This is a genomic window from Methanosarcina barkeri str. Wiesmoor (assembly GCF_000969985.1).
GTDB lineage: Archaea > Halobacteriota > Methanosarcinia > Methanosarcinales > Methanosarcinaceae > Methanosarcina > Methanosarcina barkeri_B.
In genome coordinates this window covers 2,068,501-2,086,149 of the sequence record NZ_CP009526.1, presented here as the reverse complement: position 1 = coordinate 2,086,149, position 17,649 = coordinate 2,068,501, and the positions used below count along the sequence as shown (strand labels likewise).

The window sequence follows — 17,649 nt, the reverse complement described above, 5'->3', positions numbered from 1 at the left end:
TCTTTCCTTTTTTTAATTGGGAAAACTTCTTTCCTCCTTTATTTCGCTAAACATTATTTGACTTGCCTGTTTTCTATAAGCTCTTATTCCAAGTCCAACTAATAAGTAAAGAATTGTAGTAATAATACCAAAGATTGGTGAAATAAGAATTTCTTTTCCTGCTGCAATGCTGATAAAACCTGATATAACTAAAGGATTTATTAGCGAATCTTCTACCATATGCAGTATAATACCCGGCCAAATTGATTTTGTTATCCTATAAAGCTCAACAAACATCACCGCCCAGAATACAATCGTTATAGTCATAAAAATAGAAAATATAGTTCGATTGACAGGTAAAACTGCTTGAATATCGGTTTCAGGTAAAAAGATCAGGTAATATGGAATATGCCAGATTCCCCAAAGACCGCCAACAATGAGATATATCTTCCAATCATTAAGATCTAATTTTAGGAGTTGTGAAGTTAGATAACCATGTAAAGGAGCTCCATCAAAAATATTTTTAATAAAATTAAATAACAGAGTACTGGAAAACACCAAAACTAAAGGTCTGAAATCAAAGGTTGATAAGTCAATCCATTTTGTTGTAACTCCGATTATCAGAACAGCCGCTGTTACAACAGGAAAAATCAAAGCAGCAATCAAGTACCATTTTATGTTTCCTTTGAAATTCGGCTTGAAACCGAAATCTTTCCAATTACCCCTTGAGAATATGGTGATTGCAACTGCAGTCAACATAGGCAATACCAACCATATCCCCATACCAGGAGAATCACCTTTTGGTTGCTCGGGAAGGGTAGAGTCTACAAGAAAACCTATCCATCCGCTGAGAATAACAAGGACAATAAATACAACAGTATTGCGAAGAACTTTTTTGTTCATATAACTCTCCACATAATAAAGATTAATAGCCTTCGTTGATAAATACTTTAAAAGTTATATTTAATTATGTTATTCTTGTATAATTAGATTGTCCAATATTGTTAAAATTTGATATAATTGCCAATAAAAATGCTTAATCTTTATTTTTACTAAGTTATTTATTCGAGATGAACACCGACTTTTTTAGTAACAATTTATGTTTTCCGTGCTGACAGGAGTAGTACACAATCAGACGATTCAATGTAAATGTTTGAATATTTGTCCTGAAAAAAAGGTTACAAAATTCTCTGAAGTAACTGCAAATTGCACGGTTTCCCGAAATAGTCTATTTACCGAGGAAAGCATGACATTTTTGGATCACAGAATTAACCATGCTTCAATTACTCTTAACAGGTACAATGAGAAGAAATGGAACAAAATTCCAGCCACCCTGTTCAGTGAAGATAACAAATACCTGTATTTCACAGCCGAAACCCCAGGATTCTCGCCCTTTGCAATAACAGGCAAGCTTGCGACAAAAGAAAATGTGGTTGAAATATTGCCAGAACCTGAAACCAAATACCAAGAAAATAATACTGGAGATATGGCAGCCAATATAGAACATACCCTAAGCAGAAAGAAAAAACTAATGGAATGTCCTGGGTTTGAAGTGATTTACTGCATTATCAGACTTCTTGGAGCTTTCCGCTATCGAAGGAGATAAATACAGTTAGATAATTAGGAATAACTGTTCCCACTAATGTTAATTAAAGGGTATAAAGAATAGGTGGGGCATTATATGGATATGGAGAATCAGTCGATACCAGCCAGGATTTTACTTTACAGTACAGCTGCGGTTATCCTGACAATTGGAATGCGGGAGATTGCTCCAATACTTACAGTCTTCTTTTTCTCTGTATTTATCGCACTGATCTTTACTCCGCTTGTCCGATGGCTTAAGAAAAAAGGAATTCCCGGGGGACTGAGTGTCTTTCTGGCAATTCTGTTATTTGCCTTCATAGTCCTGATTCTTGGAGTAATAGTTGCCAGCGCAGCAATCCAGTTTGGAAGCCAGATCCCGCAATATCAAGATCAGTTAACTGACTTTATGAGTAATCTTGCAAAATATATCCCTTCATATGACGGTTTTTCCGTGCAGTCAATCATTCGTGGCATCGTGTCAATTACGGTTTCCTTTGTGGTAAACATCTTTAATGGGCTTGTAAATACCGGGACAACAGCTGGAATTATCATACTCACGACGGCCTTTATGTTAATAGAGGCTACAAATGTTCCTGAAAAAATAAATGAGAAAATTGAAAAGCAATCTGAACTCCAATTGAGGTTAAGTATCTTTAGCAGGAAGTTAGTAAAATTTATTGTTATAAGAGCTGAAATAAATCTTATCACAGCCGTTGCAATTACTATTACTTTCCTTATCAGCGGGATCGACTATGCGATTCTCTGGGGAGTTCTTATATTCATTCTGAGTTACATCCCCTATATTGGTCTTGTTATAGCTTCCATTCCTCCCATAGTGATTGCGCTTTTTAAGTATGGGCCTTTAGGTGCTCTTGCAGTTATTGTCGTTATCGCTGCTGTTGACGGAATCACAGAAAATGTCCTTTTCCCTTCACTTATGGGAAAAGGCCTGCAGTTATCTCCAGCCTTTTTATTTCTTGCTCTTATCTACTGGAATTTTGTACTCGGAGGCGCAGGTGCATTACTTTCCATACCTCTTACAATGGCTTTGAAAATCATGTTTGAGAGTTTTGATGAAACAAAATGGATGGCCAGATTAATGGGCCCACCAGGAGAGATAGAGTAACTTGAAAAACCAGGATAAAGAAAAAAACTGTTATTCCTGAAGGACGAGAAAACACTCTGAATCCGTCAGATTAGATGAAAGTAAGGAAAGTGAATTAAGAAACTCCATAGCTATGGTCACCAGGATAAATAATGCAACTACTCAATAAGGTACAATGAGTTTTTGTTGCAATAATTACAGGCGTGACTATAATTCGGTAAATAATGTACTTACTAAGCGCAGTGAAAATAGAAACAGCTATCAGAGCAAAATTTGAATTGGGGAATTAGGGAATTTATGAAAAAGCAATTTTGGGTAAGCCCTTTACAAATAAGTGGCGTTGTCAGCTCATCTTGGACCAGTCATTAATCATGTGCTCTATGCACCTTACCCTGCGGGTAAAGAGTTTTGTATAATATCTGGAAAAAAACAGGAGAGAACTACTTTCCAGAAAGCAAAAATTTACAAATTGTATTTATAAAAAGTAATTACAGGGGAGCACTTACGGGAATTTCTGCGACTCTACAAAACCGATTTTAATTCTAACATCTTTACCTGTAGCTTCTGTCAGGCGGTAAGCAGCTTTACTGGCCATATCTGGAGGGACTTCCTGACCTGCTCTGCGGCCTATCAGGAGGGATACTTTTACAGGTTTTTTAAACAAGAAATCTATAGGCATATAGCCGACTGTAACTTCTTCAAGTGTCAAATTTTTTTCTGCATATTCGGGATCTTTGAACATAGCTGTCATTTCTCCGTTAACCTCCTGTTCAACAAGAGCTGCCTGAAAAGAAGAATAGGTAACAAGCCCAAGAGCTACAGAGAGTGAGGCAATTGCAATGAAAAGTAAAACTACATGCGAGATCACAGAAGAACGGGCATGTACAACTGCTTCTGTCTCTACCGGACGAAAACCGGAAACCCAGAACATTATGAGGGCTGATACGTTGACAGCAAGCAGGTTAACAAGCACGAGCACGGCAGCTGCAACTGCTACTAAGGGTAGCCCCCATGCGAGTCCCAGCCCTGACGTTGCAGCTGGCGGAACGAGAGCAATTGCAATTGCAACACCCACAAGGGCAGAACCTGCGTTCCTGACAATACTGATAGCTCCTGCTATACCCGATCCCAGAGCAAGGAAAAGAGAAAGGAAATTAGGGTTGGTCCTCTCGGCTATCTGGGATATTTCTCGGATATCGAGGCCAGGTGGCAAAAGTATCGATTCTTTAAGAAGTATGCCGATAAGGGCACCCACTGCAATTGCGAGCAGCAGCCCTCCAATCTGCATTTTAATTCCTCGAGAAGCAAGTTTTCTGTCGTCAAGAACAGTGCCTACACTTGCAGAAATTGCAGGCCCCATAAGTGGAGCCACGACCATTGCTCCGATGATTGTTGCAGCCGAATCAAGCAAGAGGCCTCCAGTTGCAATAATCGCGCTCAGGACAAGAAACACAAGATAAGTAGAAGTTTCAGGTGCGAGGTTCTCTGCACGTGCAATCAATTCTTCCCGCGAGATACGGGTTCCAGAGTAGCGCTGCTTTAGAACTTCCATGCGTCTTGATACTATAGTTTCAGGTGTCAGGACAATAGTATAGGTATTTTCGCTAATTCCTGCCTTGCGTAATCTGGTAAGTACTGGTTCTACACCAATAGGAGGGACTGGAAACTGGACAAGGGCTTCAAAGTCCTTTCTGCCTGTTTCGTCCCATACGGCATAGTCTATCCCTTCGTCATCTAGCACTGCGAGCACAGGCTGTCGCTTACCCACTGGAATGAGTACCTGAACAAGACGCATAATATTATTATGTATATATAATATATATTTTATATTAATTGATTTCAAGAAATATTTGCAGTTAATCGAATCTTATAGATTGATTTCAAGAAACATTTGCAGTTAATCGAATACTATAGATTTGAGCATAAAAACATGTTATTGTTCGGGTACTATCACAAAAACTGGATGAAAAAGAAGGTAAAAACATTGCTATAGGTTAAACTGTGATTATTTGTTTTGACCTAATGTTTTTAATTTTATAACTTATTTTGAAATACCTGCGTGAAGCCGTCGTTGCCTATGGGAAGGAAACTATAACAAGAGATGTAAAGGATCCTGCTGAATTTAAAAGAACTCGGTGTAAGGAAAAAAAACTTCCTCGAATTTCTGGCCGATAATACCATACAGGAAGTCTTCAGGCTCACAAATCCAGGATAAATCTCAGAAAATATTACCGAATTTACAGGAAAGCTATGTCATGGAAAAATACTTTAAACTGGAAATTCAAAATTTTGCGGGCAAAAGGTAGAGTATAAAACGTAGCGTATTATAGCAATACTCCGCGATTTAATACATAGTCTTCCTTAAAGTTCACAACGATATCTTAAGCTCATAAAAATACAAGATATTATAAATCAATTTGAATATATATTGTTTACATCTATTTGCTCATGAGAACAGGTGTGGGGTAATTCGAAGAGCCATTAGTTTGAACTAGATTTGGGAGCAGGTTCGAGTGTTATTATGGTTTAAGGGGTTGGAAAACTAACCAGATAATCCTCCCCTATTCTATAAAGATTATCGGATACGTTATTTATCTGGCGGCATTAATCAACCTGCGTTAACGGGTTATGGAAAAAAGAGTCAGCTTACTGTAAAATGACATGGGGGGATTGCAAAATATGAAAATAAATAGAATCTCGGTACCTGCTGAGATTTTAGTGTACAGTACTTTTGCTGTTATCCTGACAATAGGAATGAGGGAAATATCTTCCATACTCACAACCGTATTTTTCTCCATCTTCGTCGCACTGATACTTACCCCATCTGTCCGCTGGTTCAAGCGAAAAGGCATTCCCGGAATACTGAGCATGCTTCTGGTAATTTTGTTATTAACCCTAATTATCTCGCTTTTCGGGGTAGTGATTGTAGGAGCTGCAATCCAGATTGGAAACCAACTTCCAAACTATCAGAGTCAGTTGACAGAAATCCTGGATGAACTTTTACCATATCTTCCATCCACCGAAGATCTATCCCTGCAGTCCGTTTTTCGTGGTATTACATCACTTGCAATCAGCCTTACGGTAAGCGTCCTTAATGGACTCATAAATGCCGGGACAACAGTTGGAATAATCATAGTCACAGCAGCATTTTTGCTGCTGGGTGCTGCCGGAGCTCAGGAAAAAAAAGAACAAAAAGCTGAAGAACAGCTCGTAATCGAATCACGTCTGAATAAATTTGGTAAGGGCCTGATAGAGTTTATTGTTATAAGAACAGAAGTAAATCTTGTTACGGCCATTGGAATTGCAGTTATTCTCCTTATAGGAGGTATCGACTTTGCGGTTTTTTGGGGCATCCTGGCATTTTTTCTAGGTTATATTCCCTACATAGGCCTGGCTTTAACCACAATTCCACCTGCATTCTTCGGGCTGCTTCAATATGGGTTTGTAGGGGCTCTGGCTGTTATTATTGCTATCTCGATAGTAAATGCACTCACTGAAAACGTAATCTTTCCTTCACTCGCAGGAAAAGGCCTGAAACTATCTCCAGCTATTGTATTTCTATCTCTTCTCTACTGGAATTATGTGCTTGGAGCTACAGGAATGCTGCTTGCCACGCCTCTTACCATGGTTTTGAAGATTATCCTGGATAGTTTTGATGAAACCAGATGGCTTGCCAGATTGATGGGCCCAGTCGGAAATGACACCGAAGACAAGGAAATTGCAGGGCAGGAAGAAGGAAATTAAAATCCGGACCGAGAAGAGATACTCGGAAGCTATCGGTTTTGTAGAGATTCAATAAAATTCGATTCTATTTTTCTGCCTGTTCACTCATAATCTTAACCTGATTTTTAGATATGCTCGTATATATATATTCTAAATTTTATACATCTTTTGTGTTAATTAATACTGCTGTGATTGTCTTTTGATTGTAGAGTTTCTGATAAAGGGGGGAAGAAGACTACAAGAACTGTATGAGATTTCATATCTCATTCATGCGGTCACCAGTTATCCGTGAAAAGCAGCGCCGTATAAACTGCACAGCAGAAGCAGAACTTCGAATAGGGGGAACAGAGAAATGGATGAAATAATGTATGGACCAATGCAGCTCTTAGTCATAGTATTTGACAATCCGAACTTCCACGGTCAGATCCGCCGTGAACTTGAATCAGTCATGAATAAAGGTATGATCAGGCTTATTGATTTGCTGTTTATATGGAAAGACGAAGATGGGAATATCAAGTCTCTTGAGACTACACAACTGGATGAAGAAGAAAGAATGCGTTTTGGTGCTGTCGTTGGGGGACTTATCGGATACGGAGCTGGCGGTGAAGAAGGGGCTAGAGGAGGCACAGAGGCAGGAATCCTTGCAGCAGCCCAGGAGAATTATGGAATCACTGAAGAAGATATCCTGGAGATAACTGAGGCTATACCTGAAGGTACCGCCGCTGCTATCCTTATTATTGAACACCTATGGGCAAAAAACCTGAAACAGGCGATCCGAGATGCAGGAGGAGTGCTGGTTTCCCAGGGTATGCTCACACCTGAGCTGCTCGTTGCGGTTGGAGAAGAACTGACAGAAGCTGTTAAATTTGCAGAGAAAAAGAAAAAGGGACCTCAGGCAGCACCTGCATTCTGAAAGGCTGACTCTGAAAAGTTGATCCTGAAAAATTGATTCTGAAAAATTGATTCTGAAGAGTTGATCCTGAAAAGCTGATTTTGAAAAGCTGATTCTAAAAAGCTGCCTGCTCAAATTTAAGTATTAAGTATTTGTCACTGACAATGACGAATTTCGTATTGATTCCATATCGAGACTGATGATGAAGTTCAAAGCCAGATGCTAGACTGAAAATTATATGAAGACAAGGGTTTCAGAAGACCGACTGATACGGTAATTTATAAACCCTGATAAATGCAAATATAGCAATTCTTTCTTCTGATATCATTATTCATTTTTCTGACCAGGGAACTAAGTTAACAGTTTCCAAAAAAAGGCGAGAATTAAAAAAGGAAATAAGATTAGCAGAAAGAATAGAACATCTTCGATTTTAAGGAGAAATCTATTTCGTGAGACCTGACAAAATTAATCAACACGCATAAAATAATATATATAAAAGATCATTTATATAATGTAAATTATTGAACAACGAGCCTGGGGAAGATCTCGAAAGTTCCGTTGAAGGTTGCACTTGGGGGTTAACACTTTAAAATTGCTAGGATACCTGGCAAGCGGTTTTCGTAATAAGACAGGCGCTTGACGAATTCTCAGCATCCAGGTTAATACCTGTGGCACTCAAAAAAGATAGCAGTCAAAAAAGATAGCACTCAAAAAGGAATTTTAATTGATTAATCCACCTCGAATAGCGCAGTCTGTGGAAGGATATCAGTAAGCGCTAATATGTAAAATAAAATTGCATGAAAAAAATCATATGCTAGTTTTCCTGCAACGAACTGTCTATTCCTTTTATCCCCGGTACAAAATGGTTTGAGGAATTTAAGCAGGGCTTTTTCCCGGCTACTGTGCTGCGGCTGTTGAGACAGCAGAAAATGTGTAACCCAGGGAAGAAGACATGATTAACCCAGGTTTTTCAAGATTTACAAAACGATACTGGAGATTATGGTCTCATCTCTATTGGTGAACTGACATGAAAGCACAATAATCAACAAAGTATGCGACATAAAAGGAGGTTTGAGTAATGGCAACTTTAACAGTTCTGAAGTTTGATGCCGCTGACGGCGCCCAAAAAGCGCTTCATGTGGTTGAAGATTTAAGCAAGAGACAATTGATCAATCTGCATGATGCAGCCATAGTTACCTGGCCTGAGGGGAAAAAGAAGCCAAAAACAGAGCAACTGCGCAATTTAACAGGTGCAGGTGCACTGAGCGGCGCTTTTTGGGGTATGCTGTTTGGCCTGATTTTCTTTATTCCTATATTTGGTCTGGTCGTTGGGGCTACACTGGGTGCACTGACAGGTTCAATGGCCGATATAGGAATTAGTGACGATTTCATAAGATCAGTACGCAGCAAAGTAACAGAAGGCACATCGGCCCTTTTCTTGATGACCAGTGATGCTGTACAGGATAAGGTGGCAGAAGCTGCCAGGGGAATGAATTTTGAACTCATTGCCTCCAACCTGTCAAAAGAAGAAGAAGACAAACTGCGTGCTGCCTTTGCCGAAGAAGAAGCAGCTCCAGCATACTGAATTTTGATCAAAAACCACCTTTTAGGAATGCAAAAATTTCTGGAATCGATTGCAAAGCAAGAACAACAATTCTAAAATAAAATAATAGATTGCAAAGCAAGAACAATGATTTTAAAATAAATGGAGGGGAAAAACGCAAAGTAAATCTCCTAACTTTTTTATAAATTGTTCTTTTTTATAAGTTTTCCTAAAATTTCAAAATTGACAGGGGGTAAATATCGCTTAAAGAATACAAACCAGGTACCACTTTTTCAGGAGTGGTCGGGCGCACATTTGGCCAGTCTGAACCAGCCTGGCCGACACATATCAAGAAACAGATCCAGGAAAATTGCGAAACAATCGACTACACAACAGTTAGAGCATAATCTGAAACAAAAAGAATTTTCATGACCTCAGATTGAATATTCATGACCTCAGAAATTGAATATTTTGTCATAGCATTTGCTGTGTTGCTCTTTGTCTTTGGTCTTGTCTCCCGAAAGATCTCGGGCACTGTAGTCACAGCTCCTATGATCTTTGTGGCAGCAGGAATGCTGCTCAGCCCAGAAGGGCTTGACCTTGTGAGTTTTTCTTCAAGCAGCACTCCAGTTCTTAATGTAGCCGAGCTTGCACTTGTCCTGACTTTATTTTCGGATGCCTCAAAAATTGAGCTACAGTCACTATTGCGTGAAGAGAAACTTCCAGGCCGGCTTCTAATAATTGGAACACCGCTAACAATTGCCTTCGGGGCTATTATTGCTGCTTTTCTTTTAAAGAATATAACACTTGCAGAAGCAGGTCTTATAGGAGCCATGCTTTCTCCCACCGATGCAGGACTTGGCCAGGCGATAGTTAACAATAAAAAAGTACCTGCAAAAATCAGGCAGGCACTCAACGTAGAGAGTGGACTCAATGACGGGGGTGCAATTCCTTTCTTTCTCTTTTTCCTGATACTTGCAGGTGGAGAGGCACTAGAACAGCCAGTAGGTACCCTGATCGTCCTGGCGTTTGAACAGATAGGTATAGGAATGCTTGTGGGCGCAGTTGTAGGGCTTGCAGGGGGATGGCTTTCTAGCAAAGCTGTAAGGGTCGGATGGATGTCAGGGCTTTACCGCAAAATCGGGTTTATGTCCCTGGCTGTCATCTCCTGGCTTGTAGCAGACTTGATTGGGGGTAGTGGGTTCATTGCCGCTTTTACAGGTGGGCTCATTACTCAAGCTGCAGGTAAAATAAAAGCTACAGAAGAAGAGATCATCCTTACAGAAGCTGAAGGGAGCATACTTAGTTTTGCAGTTTTTTTCATATTCGGAATTACAGTGGCTGCAAGAATTTTTTCAATCAGCTGGCCAATATTTATCTATGCGGTGCTGAGCCTTACGCTTATCCGTATGATACCTGTTGCAATCTCCCTGATAGGCATGAAATTGCATACTAAAACCGTACTTTTCCTTGGATGGTTTGGGCCCAGAGGTCTCGCATCTGTTGTTCTGTTATTGATTGCTATGGAAGAAACTGGAGGAATTGGGGGAAGTGAAACTCTAAGTCTTGCCGTGACCACAACTGTTTTTCTAAGCGTCTTTGTCCAGGGAGCGACAGCAGGACCTGGAAGTGAATGGTATTCCCGCATAGTAGCAGCGCTGCCTGCTGATGCACCTGAAAAAAAGAAGGTAGGAGAGTCTTCTACAAGCCCCGATAATCTGGACTATCAGACCCAATTACTTGGTTATAAAAGAAAATAGTTAGTATGAATAAAGGCACTCCTGTTGTATTTTAACACGGAGAGATGTAAAGGAGAAATGTAAAGGAGAGATGTAAAGGAGAAATGTAAAGGAGAGATGTAAAGGAGAGATGTAAAGGAGAAATGTAAAGGAGAAATGTAAAGGAGAGATGTAAAGGAGAGATGTAAAGGAGAGATGTAAAATATGAAAATAAAAAACGGTTCATTACCGGTCAGAGTATAAACAATTAGGGACTGGGAGAAATGTGAGTGGTTGAAATTGAACAGATGCTGCCGCTTGGCAGAATTCTCCTGAGGCTGGCTTTTATTCTGGTACTGACAATAGGAGCCATAATAGTAAGTCGATTATTTCTGAAGCGCTTGCTCTGGCCGGCAATCAAAAAGACAAAAACAACAGTTGATGACAGAATACTCCGCCTTTTAGAAAATCTCTTGTTACTTTATATTATTTTGCAGGGAATGCAGGCGATAGTAAGGCTGTTCAGTGAGCCTGTAGGTATCTATTCAAAATTAGTGGATGATCTCTTTTTCCTTCTCTACTGGAGTATAGGAGTCTATATAATTATTCGCCTCATATCTATCACTTCAAACTGGTACTTATCCAGGGTACCATTGCGGGATCGGGAAAAAATCGACCAGCGAGTTGTTCGCTCCATACAATACATATTTCTGCTGGTTTTCAGTTTTCTAGCTATAGTTATACTCCTGAAACATTTCGGAATCACGGGAACTGCACTTACCGCATCACTTACAGCTCTCGGTCTCAGTGGAATAATCATTGGACTTGCAGCCCAGACAACTCTTGCTGATATCATTACCGGAATTGTGCTTTTAATTGACCGCCCCTTCAGAATCGGAGACCGTATTCGAATCGAAAAACTCGATACGTGGGGAGATGTGGTAGAGATCGGGTGGAGGTCAACGCGTATTCTTACAAGAGACAATAGGCTTGTAATAATCCCCAATTCTGTAATCGGAATGGATTTGATCACTAATTATTCCATACCCGATAAGATATACCGTGTAGAGACCGATGTAGTTGTATCCTACGGTCCGGATATAGAGCACGTACGGGATCTGATTATTGAAGCTATGAAGCAAGAAGACTGGATCATGCATGAAAATCCTATACAGGTCCTTTTACTCGAGTTCACAGGGTCAGGGATGAAGCTCAAAGCCAGATGCTGGATAGAGGATTATGTAGAGACAAGGGTTTCAGAAGACCGACTGAATACGGCAATTTATAAAGCTTTGATAAATGCAAATATAGCAATGCCTTCTTCTGATATCATTATTCATTTTGCTGACCAGGGAAATGTGTTAACAATTTCCAAAAAAGACAAGAATTAAAAAAAATAAGATTAGCAGAAGGAATAGAACATCTTCAATTTCAAAGAGTAATCTATTTCGGGAGACCTGACAAAATTAGTCAACATGCATAGAATAATATATATAAAAGAATAATTATATAAAGTAATTTATTGAACATCGAGCTTGGGGAGATCTCGGAGGTTCTATTGGGGGAATTGACAGTATAAAAATTAACCTGTAGATTCCTGCAAGAGGTTTTCGTAATGAAAGAGACATTCGACACACCTCAGCATCCAGGTTGAAATCGAGAATTCAAAAAACAATTTTAATTGATTTTCCTACCTCTGGACAGCCTAATCTCTGGACAGTCCAATCTCTGGACAGCACATTGTCATGTAGAAAATAAAACGTCGTATGTCATGTAGACAACAAAACGTCGCATAAAATCAATTGCAATTATTCGAAATAATTGAATCCTTGAGAATTGACGCTAGTGTTTTGGCAATTTAATTATTAAGCATCATCTTGGTAGTTTCACATCAGAACACAATGATTTTGAGCTAATTAGATTATCAATAACTAAATTTTCATGACATTAGCCTGTGGAAGGATATCAATACATGCGAAATATGCAAGATCACACTGCATGAAGAAAATCATATTAGGGCTCTCCTGCAACAAATTGGCTATTCCCTGAATCCTGCTACAAAAAGCTTGACAGTTTAAGTAAGGCTCTCTCCAGCCTACTATGCTGTTGCATGTTGAGACAGCAGAAAATGTGTAACCCAGGGAAGAGACATGATCAACTCCATGATCAATCCAGGTTTTTCAAGATTTACAAAACGATAGTGGAGATGATCGTCTCTCTATTGGTGAACTGACAAGAAAACACAATAATCAACGAAGTATGCGACATAAAAAGAGGTTTGAGTAATGGCAACTTTAACAGTTTTGAAATTTGAAGCTACCGATGGCGCCCAAAAAGCGCTTCACGTGGTTGAGGACTTAAGCAAGAAACAATTGATCAACCTGCATGACGCAGCCATAGTTACCTGGCCTGAGGGGAAAAAGAAGCCAAAAACAGAGCAACTGCACAATTTAGCAGGTGTAGGCGCATTGAGTGGAGCTTTTTGGGGTATGCTTTTTGGCCTGATTTTTTTTGTTCCTATACTTGGTCTGGTTGTTGGGGCAGCAATGGGCGCACTTGCAGGTTCCATGTCTCATGTGGGTATCAATGAGGATTTTATAAAGTCAGTGCGCAGCAAAGTGACTGAAGGCACTTCAGCTCTCTTTTTGATGACCAGTGATGTTGTAGAAGATAGAGTCGCAGATGCCATGAAACAGCTCAAGTTTGAAATCATTGCTACCAACCTATCCGCAGAAGAAGAGAAAAAACTGCATGAGACATTCGTTGAAGAAGAAGCAGCTCCAGCATGATAAAATTTGATCGAAAAAACGCCTCTCTGGGAAAATGCGTATTTTCAGAATTTAGCTTAAGTCAAGAACAAAAATAAGTCAAGAACAAAAATAAGTCAAGAACAAAAATAAGTCAAGAACAAAAATAAGTCAAGAACAAAAATTCAAGAAGAAAACGAGTGGGGTGCAGGGTAAATTCAGTTCCTCTTCACACCCTTAATTTTATAAATTTTTTAGGAGTTTTCATATAGATAGGGGGACAAATGCCACTAAAAGAATACAAATCAGGAACCACTTTTCCAGGTGTAATCGGGCGCACGTTTGACAAGTCTGAACCAGCCTGGCCGGAACCACTGCGCGCCAAAGAGGGGGCTCCAAACGTACTTTTCATTGTGCTGGACGACACAGGCTTTGGACAACTTGGGTGCTATGGCAGCCCTATCCAGACACCAAACCTGGAAAGCCTGGCTGCAGAAGGCCTCATTTACAGTAATATGCATACGACTGCGCTTTGCTCTCCTAGTCGTTCATGCATATTGACCGGCCGAAATCACCATTCAAACAACATGGCCTGTATTACAGAGGGTTCAACAGGCTATCCCGGCTACAACGGCTATATACCTTTTGAAAATGGCTTTTTGTCAGAGATACTTCTCGAGCATGGATACAACACTTATGCTATAGGCAAATGGCATCTGACGCCTGCAGACCAGATCTCGGCAGCCGGGCCTTATGACCGCTGGCCTTTAGGAAGAGGTTTTGAATGTTTTTATGGTTTTTTAGGAGGTGAGACTCACCAGTATTACCCTGAACTGACCTATGATAATCATTCTGTAAACCCGCCCAAGACTCCAGAAGAAGGTTACACCTTGAATGAGGATCTGGCTGACAGGGCTATCCAGTTCATTGCCGATGCCAAACAAGTAGCTCCAAACAAGCCTTTTTTCATGTATTTCTGCACAGGAGCCATGCATGCTCCTCATCATGTTCCTAAAGAATGGGCAGACAAATATAAAGGGAAATTCGATGACGGTTGGGAGGCTTACAGGGAGAAAACATTCGCACAGCAGAAGGAACTGGGCATCGTTCCAAAAGATGCAAAACTATCCCGTCATGACCCGGATGTCAAGCCCTGGGAAGAATGCTCACCGGAAGAAAAGAAGCTCTATGCCCGCATGATGGAAGTCTTTGCCGGATTTCTGGAACACACCGATTACCACATCGGCAGGTTGCTGCAGTTTCTGAAAGACATTGGTGAATTTGAAAACACCTTAATCATGGTGATTTCCGACAATGGTGCCAGCTCCGAAGGCGGCTCTGCGGGATCAGTCAACGAGAATTTATTTTTCAACAACGTGCCTGAGTCGCTAGAAGAGAACCTCTCATTGCTGGATAAGCTGGGGGGCCCGGAGACCTTCAACCACTATGCCTGGGGCTGGACCTTTGCTGGAAACACACCCTTCCGCCGCTGGAAACGTGAAACCTACCGTGGCGGTGTCAGCGACCCCTTCATAGTCCACTGGCCCAGGGGGATAAAGGCAAGAGGTGAAGTCCGAAATCAGTATGCTCACGTTATCGATATGATACCTACAGTTCTGGACTGCCTGGGAATCGAACCTCCGACTGCTATCAAAGGTGTAACCCAATCGCCTATTGAAGGCATAAGTTTTGCGCATACTCTCGACAATGCCAGTGTACCTACCAGACACCACACCCAGTATTTCGAGATGATGGGACACCGCTCCCTGTATCATGATAGCTGGCGTGCCGTATGCCCATGGCCTGGCCCTTCATTCACTGAAGCAGGAAAACCCTTTGGTGAACCGATTACTGCAGAAAAGTTGACCGATCTGGACGCAAAAGGCTGGGAACTTTACAATGTTCAGAAGGATTGGACAGAGAATGAGAATGTAGCTGCAGAAAACCGGCCGAAGTTAATCGAGATGATTGCTACCTGGTATGCAGAGGCAGGAAAATATAATGTGCTGCCTATCGATGCCCGAGGAGTGCTGCGCCTTGCTGATGAACGGCCACAGATTGCAGCCGATCGGACTAACTACGTTTATTATCCCGGAACTCAGCCAGTTCCCGCAAACGCAACTGTCAATGTTCTTAACCGCGCACACAGCATCACTGCCGATGTAGAGATTCCACCAGAGGGTGCTGAAGGAATCTTGCTCGCCCATGGTGGTATCGACGCCGGCTATTCATTTTATATTAAAGGTGGAAAGCTGCACTGGGTACATAACTATGTAGCCAAGGCCCTCTATCATGTAGAATCCGGAGAAAATGTTCCAGAAGGACGGCATCAACTGCGCTTCGAGTTTGAGGTGACCGGTAAGCCAGATGTTGCCAATGGTAAGGGTACACCTGGAAAGGCTCAGCTCTATATAGACGGAAAATTAGTCGGCCAGGCTGAGATCCCTGTAACGACTCCGCTTATACTCGGGCTAACCAGTGGGATTACCTGTGGCTCAGCTCATGGATCACCGGTTACACCTGATTACGAGCCTCCTTTTGAGTTCACAGGCAAGATCTACAGCGTAAATGTGGACGTGAGCGGCAAACTGATCGAGGACAAGGAAGCTGAAACACGCATGGTCATGGCAAGGCAATAAATAATTCAGCCTTGCATACTCAGTTATCCTTTTTATAAAACTAAATAAAAGGGGTTATTCTAATGAGGCGAATCATGGGAAGCCTCAGAGGCCGTGGAGAAGAAAGAGTACAACTCTATAAGATGCAAGAAAAACTTGTTACCGGAGATGACTACTGGATAGAAAACGAAGCTGGAAAGAAAATTATCTATGTCGATGGCAAAGCTCTTCGAGCGCGAAACACTTTGATTATCAAGAATTCACAGGGTAAAGAGTTGTATAAACTCAAAGAGAAGCTTCTCCAGGTCAGGGACATGATGGATTTTCCGTGTCAGGGACATGATGGATATTCAAAATGCAGAAGGTGAAACAGTTGCGACTATCAAAAAAGCTCTGATCACACCTCTTCGAGACCGCTGGAAAGTTGAAGTTCCAAATGGGCCTGAAATGAATGTCCAGAGCAATATTCTGAACCACGAGTATATAGGATTGAAGCTGGGAGGAAAAAAGTTGCAGAGATCTCAAAAAAGTGGTTTCGGATAAAGAATACCTATGGAGTAGAAATTGCTCTTGGCCAGGATAATGCATTTATCTTGACAATTACGGCAGCCCTTGATCAGATGGCACACGAGTGAACTACCCCTAAGCTAAAGACTTATGGGCTTCCTGAGTCATTCTCCCAACCAATGTTGACGAGTCATACAGGTCCTAGCCCCTCGTTCCGAAGGTGAAATAGAATATGTGCATTAGATTATACTTGAGATGTCTTTCGACTTCCGGTTTTCTCCGGCTTAACGTTCCCGATCCCTCCAGGTATGAAAGATACTCTGTTCTCCAACTCCCTCAACTTGGTTTTCGTATTTTGGGTTGTGGTGTCTGTATCTATAAACATATTAATGTTAATAATACAAGTAAGTATACAAAATCAATAACAAGAGAACGTGAGGAAGTTGACGTTTATATCCCCTGAGCTAAAGATTCAGGGGTTTTACGCTGCGTCATATAAACTGAGAGATTTTGAACTGAAGGGAGGAAGAATGGTTGAGCCTGTTCCATTTTTGAGTTTCCTTGAAACAATTGGTATCCTTTCGACATTGATTTTCGTACTCTCCAGCATGCTTGCCATGGGTTTCTCCCTTACAGTTCAGCAGATACTTGTCCCACTAAGAAACACGAAACTGGTAATCTTCTCCATCGTAGCCAATTTCATATTCATACCCATGCTCGCTCCTTATTTGTCCTTTTTGTGGCTTTCTTTGTGGTTTATTTCTCAGACCTTGTTAATGTCATCGGGACTACAGCGGTTATGGTAGCGGTAGTTTTTGTGCTTGTTTCATTTGTCATAGGCTACTTCCTCGGAGGATCCAACAGGCCTATCAAGAGAGTGCTTGCCCTCGGGACAGCCCAGCGCAACCTTTCGGCAGCCTTGGCAATTGCCACGCTCAATTTCACAGACCCGGACGTAATGGTCATGATAATGGTAGTGGCACTTGCAGGCCTTATCCTACTGATGTTTATAGGAGGTGAGATGGGGAAAAGGATAGAAATGCCTGAAGAAGAGGCCCATGATCAAAAAAACTCTTCTTCAGAGCCAGGAAAGTAAAAGGAGATGTGGAAATCTAAAAAACCGATCAACTATAAGGATGACAAAACGGGAATGAAATTCTTTGAATAACAAACATACTTAATGAGAATACCTGCAAGTAATAGGTTTTTCATACTAAAGGAAGGGGGAATATA

15 protein-coding genes are annotated in these 17,649 nt (G+C 41.1%); 12 read left to right on the top strand and 3 right to left on the bottom strand.

The window, feature by feature from the left end; all coding sequences use genetic code 11:
• Positions 1 to 12: 12 nt before the first annotated feature.
• Entirely contained in the window at positions 13 to 882 is an 870-nt protein-coding gene (locus MSBRW_RS08885; RefSeq protein WP_011307993.1) for a CPBP family glutamic-type intramembrane protease, read from the bottom strand.
• Positions 883 to 1,078: 196 nt separating this feature from the next.
• On the opposite strand from MSBRW_RS08885, the gene MSBRW_RS08880 reads away from it, so the two are divergent.
• Together MSBRW_RS08880 and MSBRW_RS08875 are read left to right on the top strand one after the other, a co-directional pair.
• Positions 1,079 to 1,585 (top strand): PGF-pre-PGF domain-containing protein, encoded by a 507-nt coding sequence (locus tag MSBRW_RS08880; protein ID WP_011307994.1) that lies wholly within the window; start codon positions 1,079 to 1,081, stop codon positions 1,583 to 1,585.
• A gap of 75 nt (positions 1,586 to 1,660) precedes the next feature.
• Positions 1,661 to 2,689, top strand: a complete 1,029-nt coding sequence (locus tag MSBRW_RS08875; RefSeq protein ID WP_011307995.1) for an AI-2E family transporter — start codon at positions 1,661 to 1,663, stop codon at positions 2,687 to 2,689.
• A 481-nt stretch (positions 2,690 to 3,170) separates the two neighbouring features.
• On the opposite strand, the gene MSBRW_RS08870 is transcribed toward MSBRW_RS08875, so the two are convergent.
• On the bottom strand, positions 3,171 to 4,463 hold the full coding sequence (locus tag MSBRW_RS08870; RefSeq protein ID WP_011307996.1) for a TIGR00341 family protein: 1,293 nt from the start codon (positions 4,461 to 4,463) through the stop codon (positions 3,171 to 3,173).
• A gap of 884 nt (positions 4,464 to 5,347) precedes the next feature.
• Between MSBRW_RS08870 and MSBRW_RS08865 the strand changes: the two genes are divergently transcribed.
• The 9 genes from MSBRW_RS08865 (at position 5,348) to MSBRW_RS23360 (ending at position 16,452) form a co-directional block, all read left to right on the top strand.
• Positions 5,348 to 6,412, top strand: coding sequence for an AI-2E family transporter (locus MSBRW_RS08865; RefSeq protein ID WP_011307997.1), 1,065 nt, complete (start codon positions 5,348 to 5,350; stop codon positions 6,410 to 6,412).
• 331 nt (positions 6,413 to 6,743) lie between these two features.
• A complete protein-coding gene (locus MSBRW_RS08860) occupies positions 6,744 to 7,304 on the top strand; it encodes a DUF1269 domain-containing protein (RefSeq protein WP_011307998.1) in 561 nt (186 codons plus the stop codon).
• Between the two features lie 1,057 nt (positions 7,305 to 8,361).
• Positions 8,362 to 8,868: a DUF1269 domain-containing protein gene (locus tag MSBRW_RS08855; RefSeq protein ID WP_011307999.1), complete on the top strand. Its 507-nt coding sequence runs from the start codon at positions 8,362 to 8,364 to the stop codon at positions 8,866 to 8,868.
• 407 nt (positions 8,869 to 9,275) lie between these two features.
• Positions 9,276 to 10,586 (top strand): cation:proton antiporter, encoded by a 1,311-nt coding sequence (locus MSBRW_RS08850; RefSeq protein WP_011308000.1) that lies wholly within the window; start codon positions 9,276 to 9,278, stop codon positions 10,584 to 10,586.
• A 248-nt stretch (positions 10,587 to 10,834) separates the two neighbouring features.
• On the top strand, positions 10,835 to 11,935 hold the full coding sequence (locus MSBRW_RS08845; RefSeq protein ID WP_011308001.1) for a mechanosensitive ion channel family protein: 1,101 nt from the start codon (positions 10,835 to 10,837) through the stop codon (positions 11,933 to 11,935).
• Between the two features lie 894 nt (positions 11,936 to 12,829).
• Complete coding sequence (locus MSBRW_RS08840; RefSeq protein WP_011308002.1) at positions 12,830 to 13,333, top strand: DUF1269 domain-containing protein; 504 nt, start codon at positions 12,830 to 12,832, stop codon at positions 13,331 to 13,333.
• Between the two features lie 242 nt (positions 13,334 to 13,575).
• Positions 13,576 to 15,930 carry an arylsulfatase gene (locus MSBRW_RS08835; RefSeq protein WP_011308003.1) on the top strand — a complete coding sequence of 785 codons (2,355 nt, stop codon included), beginning with the start codon at positions 13,576 to 13,578 and terminating at the stop codon, positions 15,928 to 15,930.
• Between the two features lie 62 nt (positions 15,931 to 15,992).
• The gene (locus MSBRW_RS23365; protein ID WP_011308004.1) at positions 15,993 to 16,277 is read left to right on the top strand and encodes an LURP-one-related family protein; all 285 of its coding nucleotides are present in this window, start codon (positions 15,993 to 15,995) and stop codon (positions 16,275 to 16,277) included.
• Positions 16,249 to 16,452 (top strand): LURP-one-related/scramblase family protein, encoded by a 204-nt coding sequence (locus MSBRW_RS23360; protein WP_230670044.1) that lies wholly within the window; start codon positions 16,249 to 16,251, stop codon positions 16,450 to 16,452. Before MSBRW_RS23365 ends, MSBRW_RS23360 begins: the two co-directional genes overlap by 29 nt.
• Positions 16,453 to 16,897: 445 nt before the next feature.
• Here the strand turns inward: MSBRW_RS23360 and MSBRW_RS22035 are convergent, their stop codons facing one another.
• Positions 16,898 to 17,035, bottom strand: a complete 138-nt coding sequence (locus MSBRW_RS22035) for a hypothetical protein (protein ID WP_155398172.1) — start codon at positions 17,033 to 17,035, stop codon at positions 16,898 to 16,900.
• 132 nt (positions 17,036 to 17,167) lie between these two features.
• Between MSBRW_RS22035 and MSBRW_RS08820 the strand changes: the two genes are divergently transcribed.
• The gene (locus MSBRW_RS08820) at positions 17,168 to 17,512 is read left to right on the top strand and encodes a hypothetical protein (RefSeq protein WP_052305919.1); all 345 of its coding nucleotides are present in this window, start codon (positions 17,168 to 17,170) and stop codon (positions 17,510 to 17,512) included.
• The last annotated feature ends 137 nt before the right edge of the window (positions 17,513 to 17,649 follow it).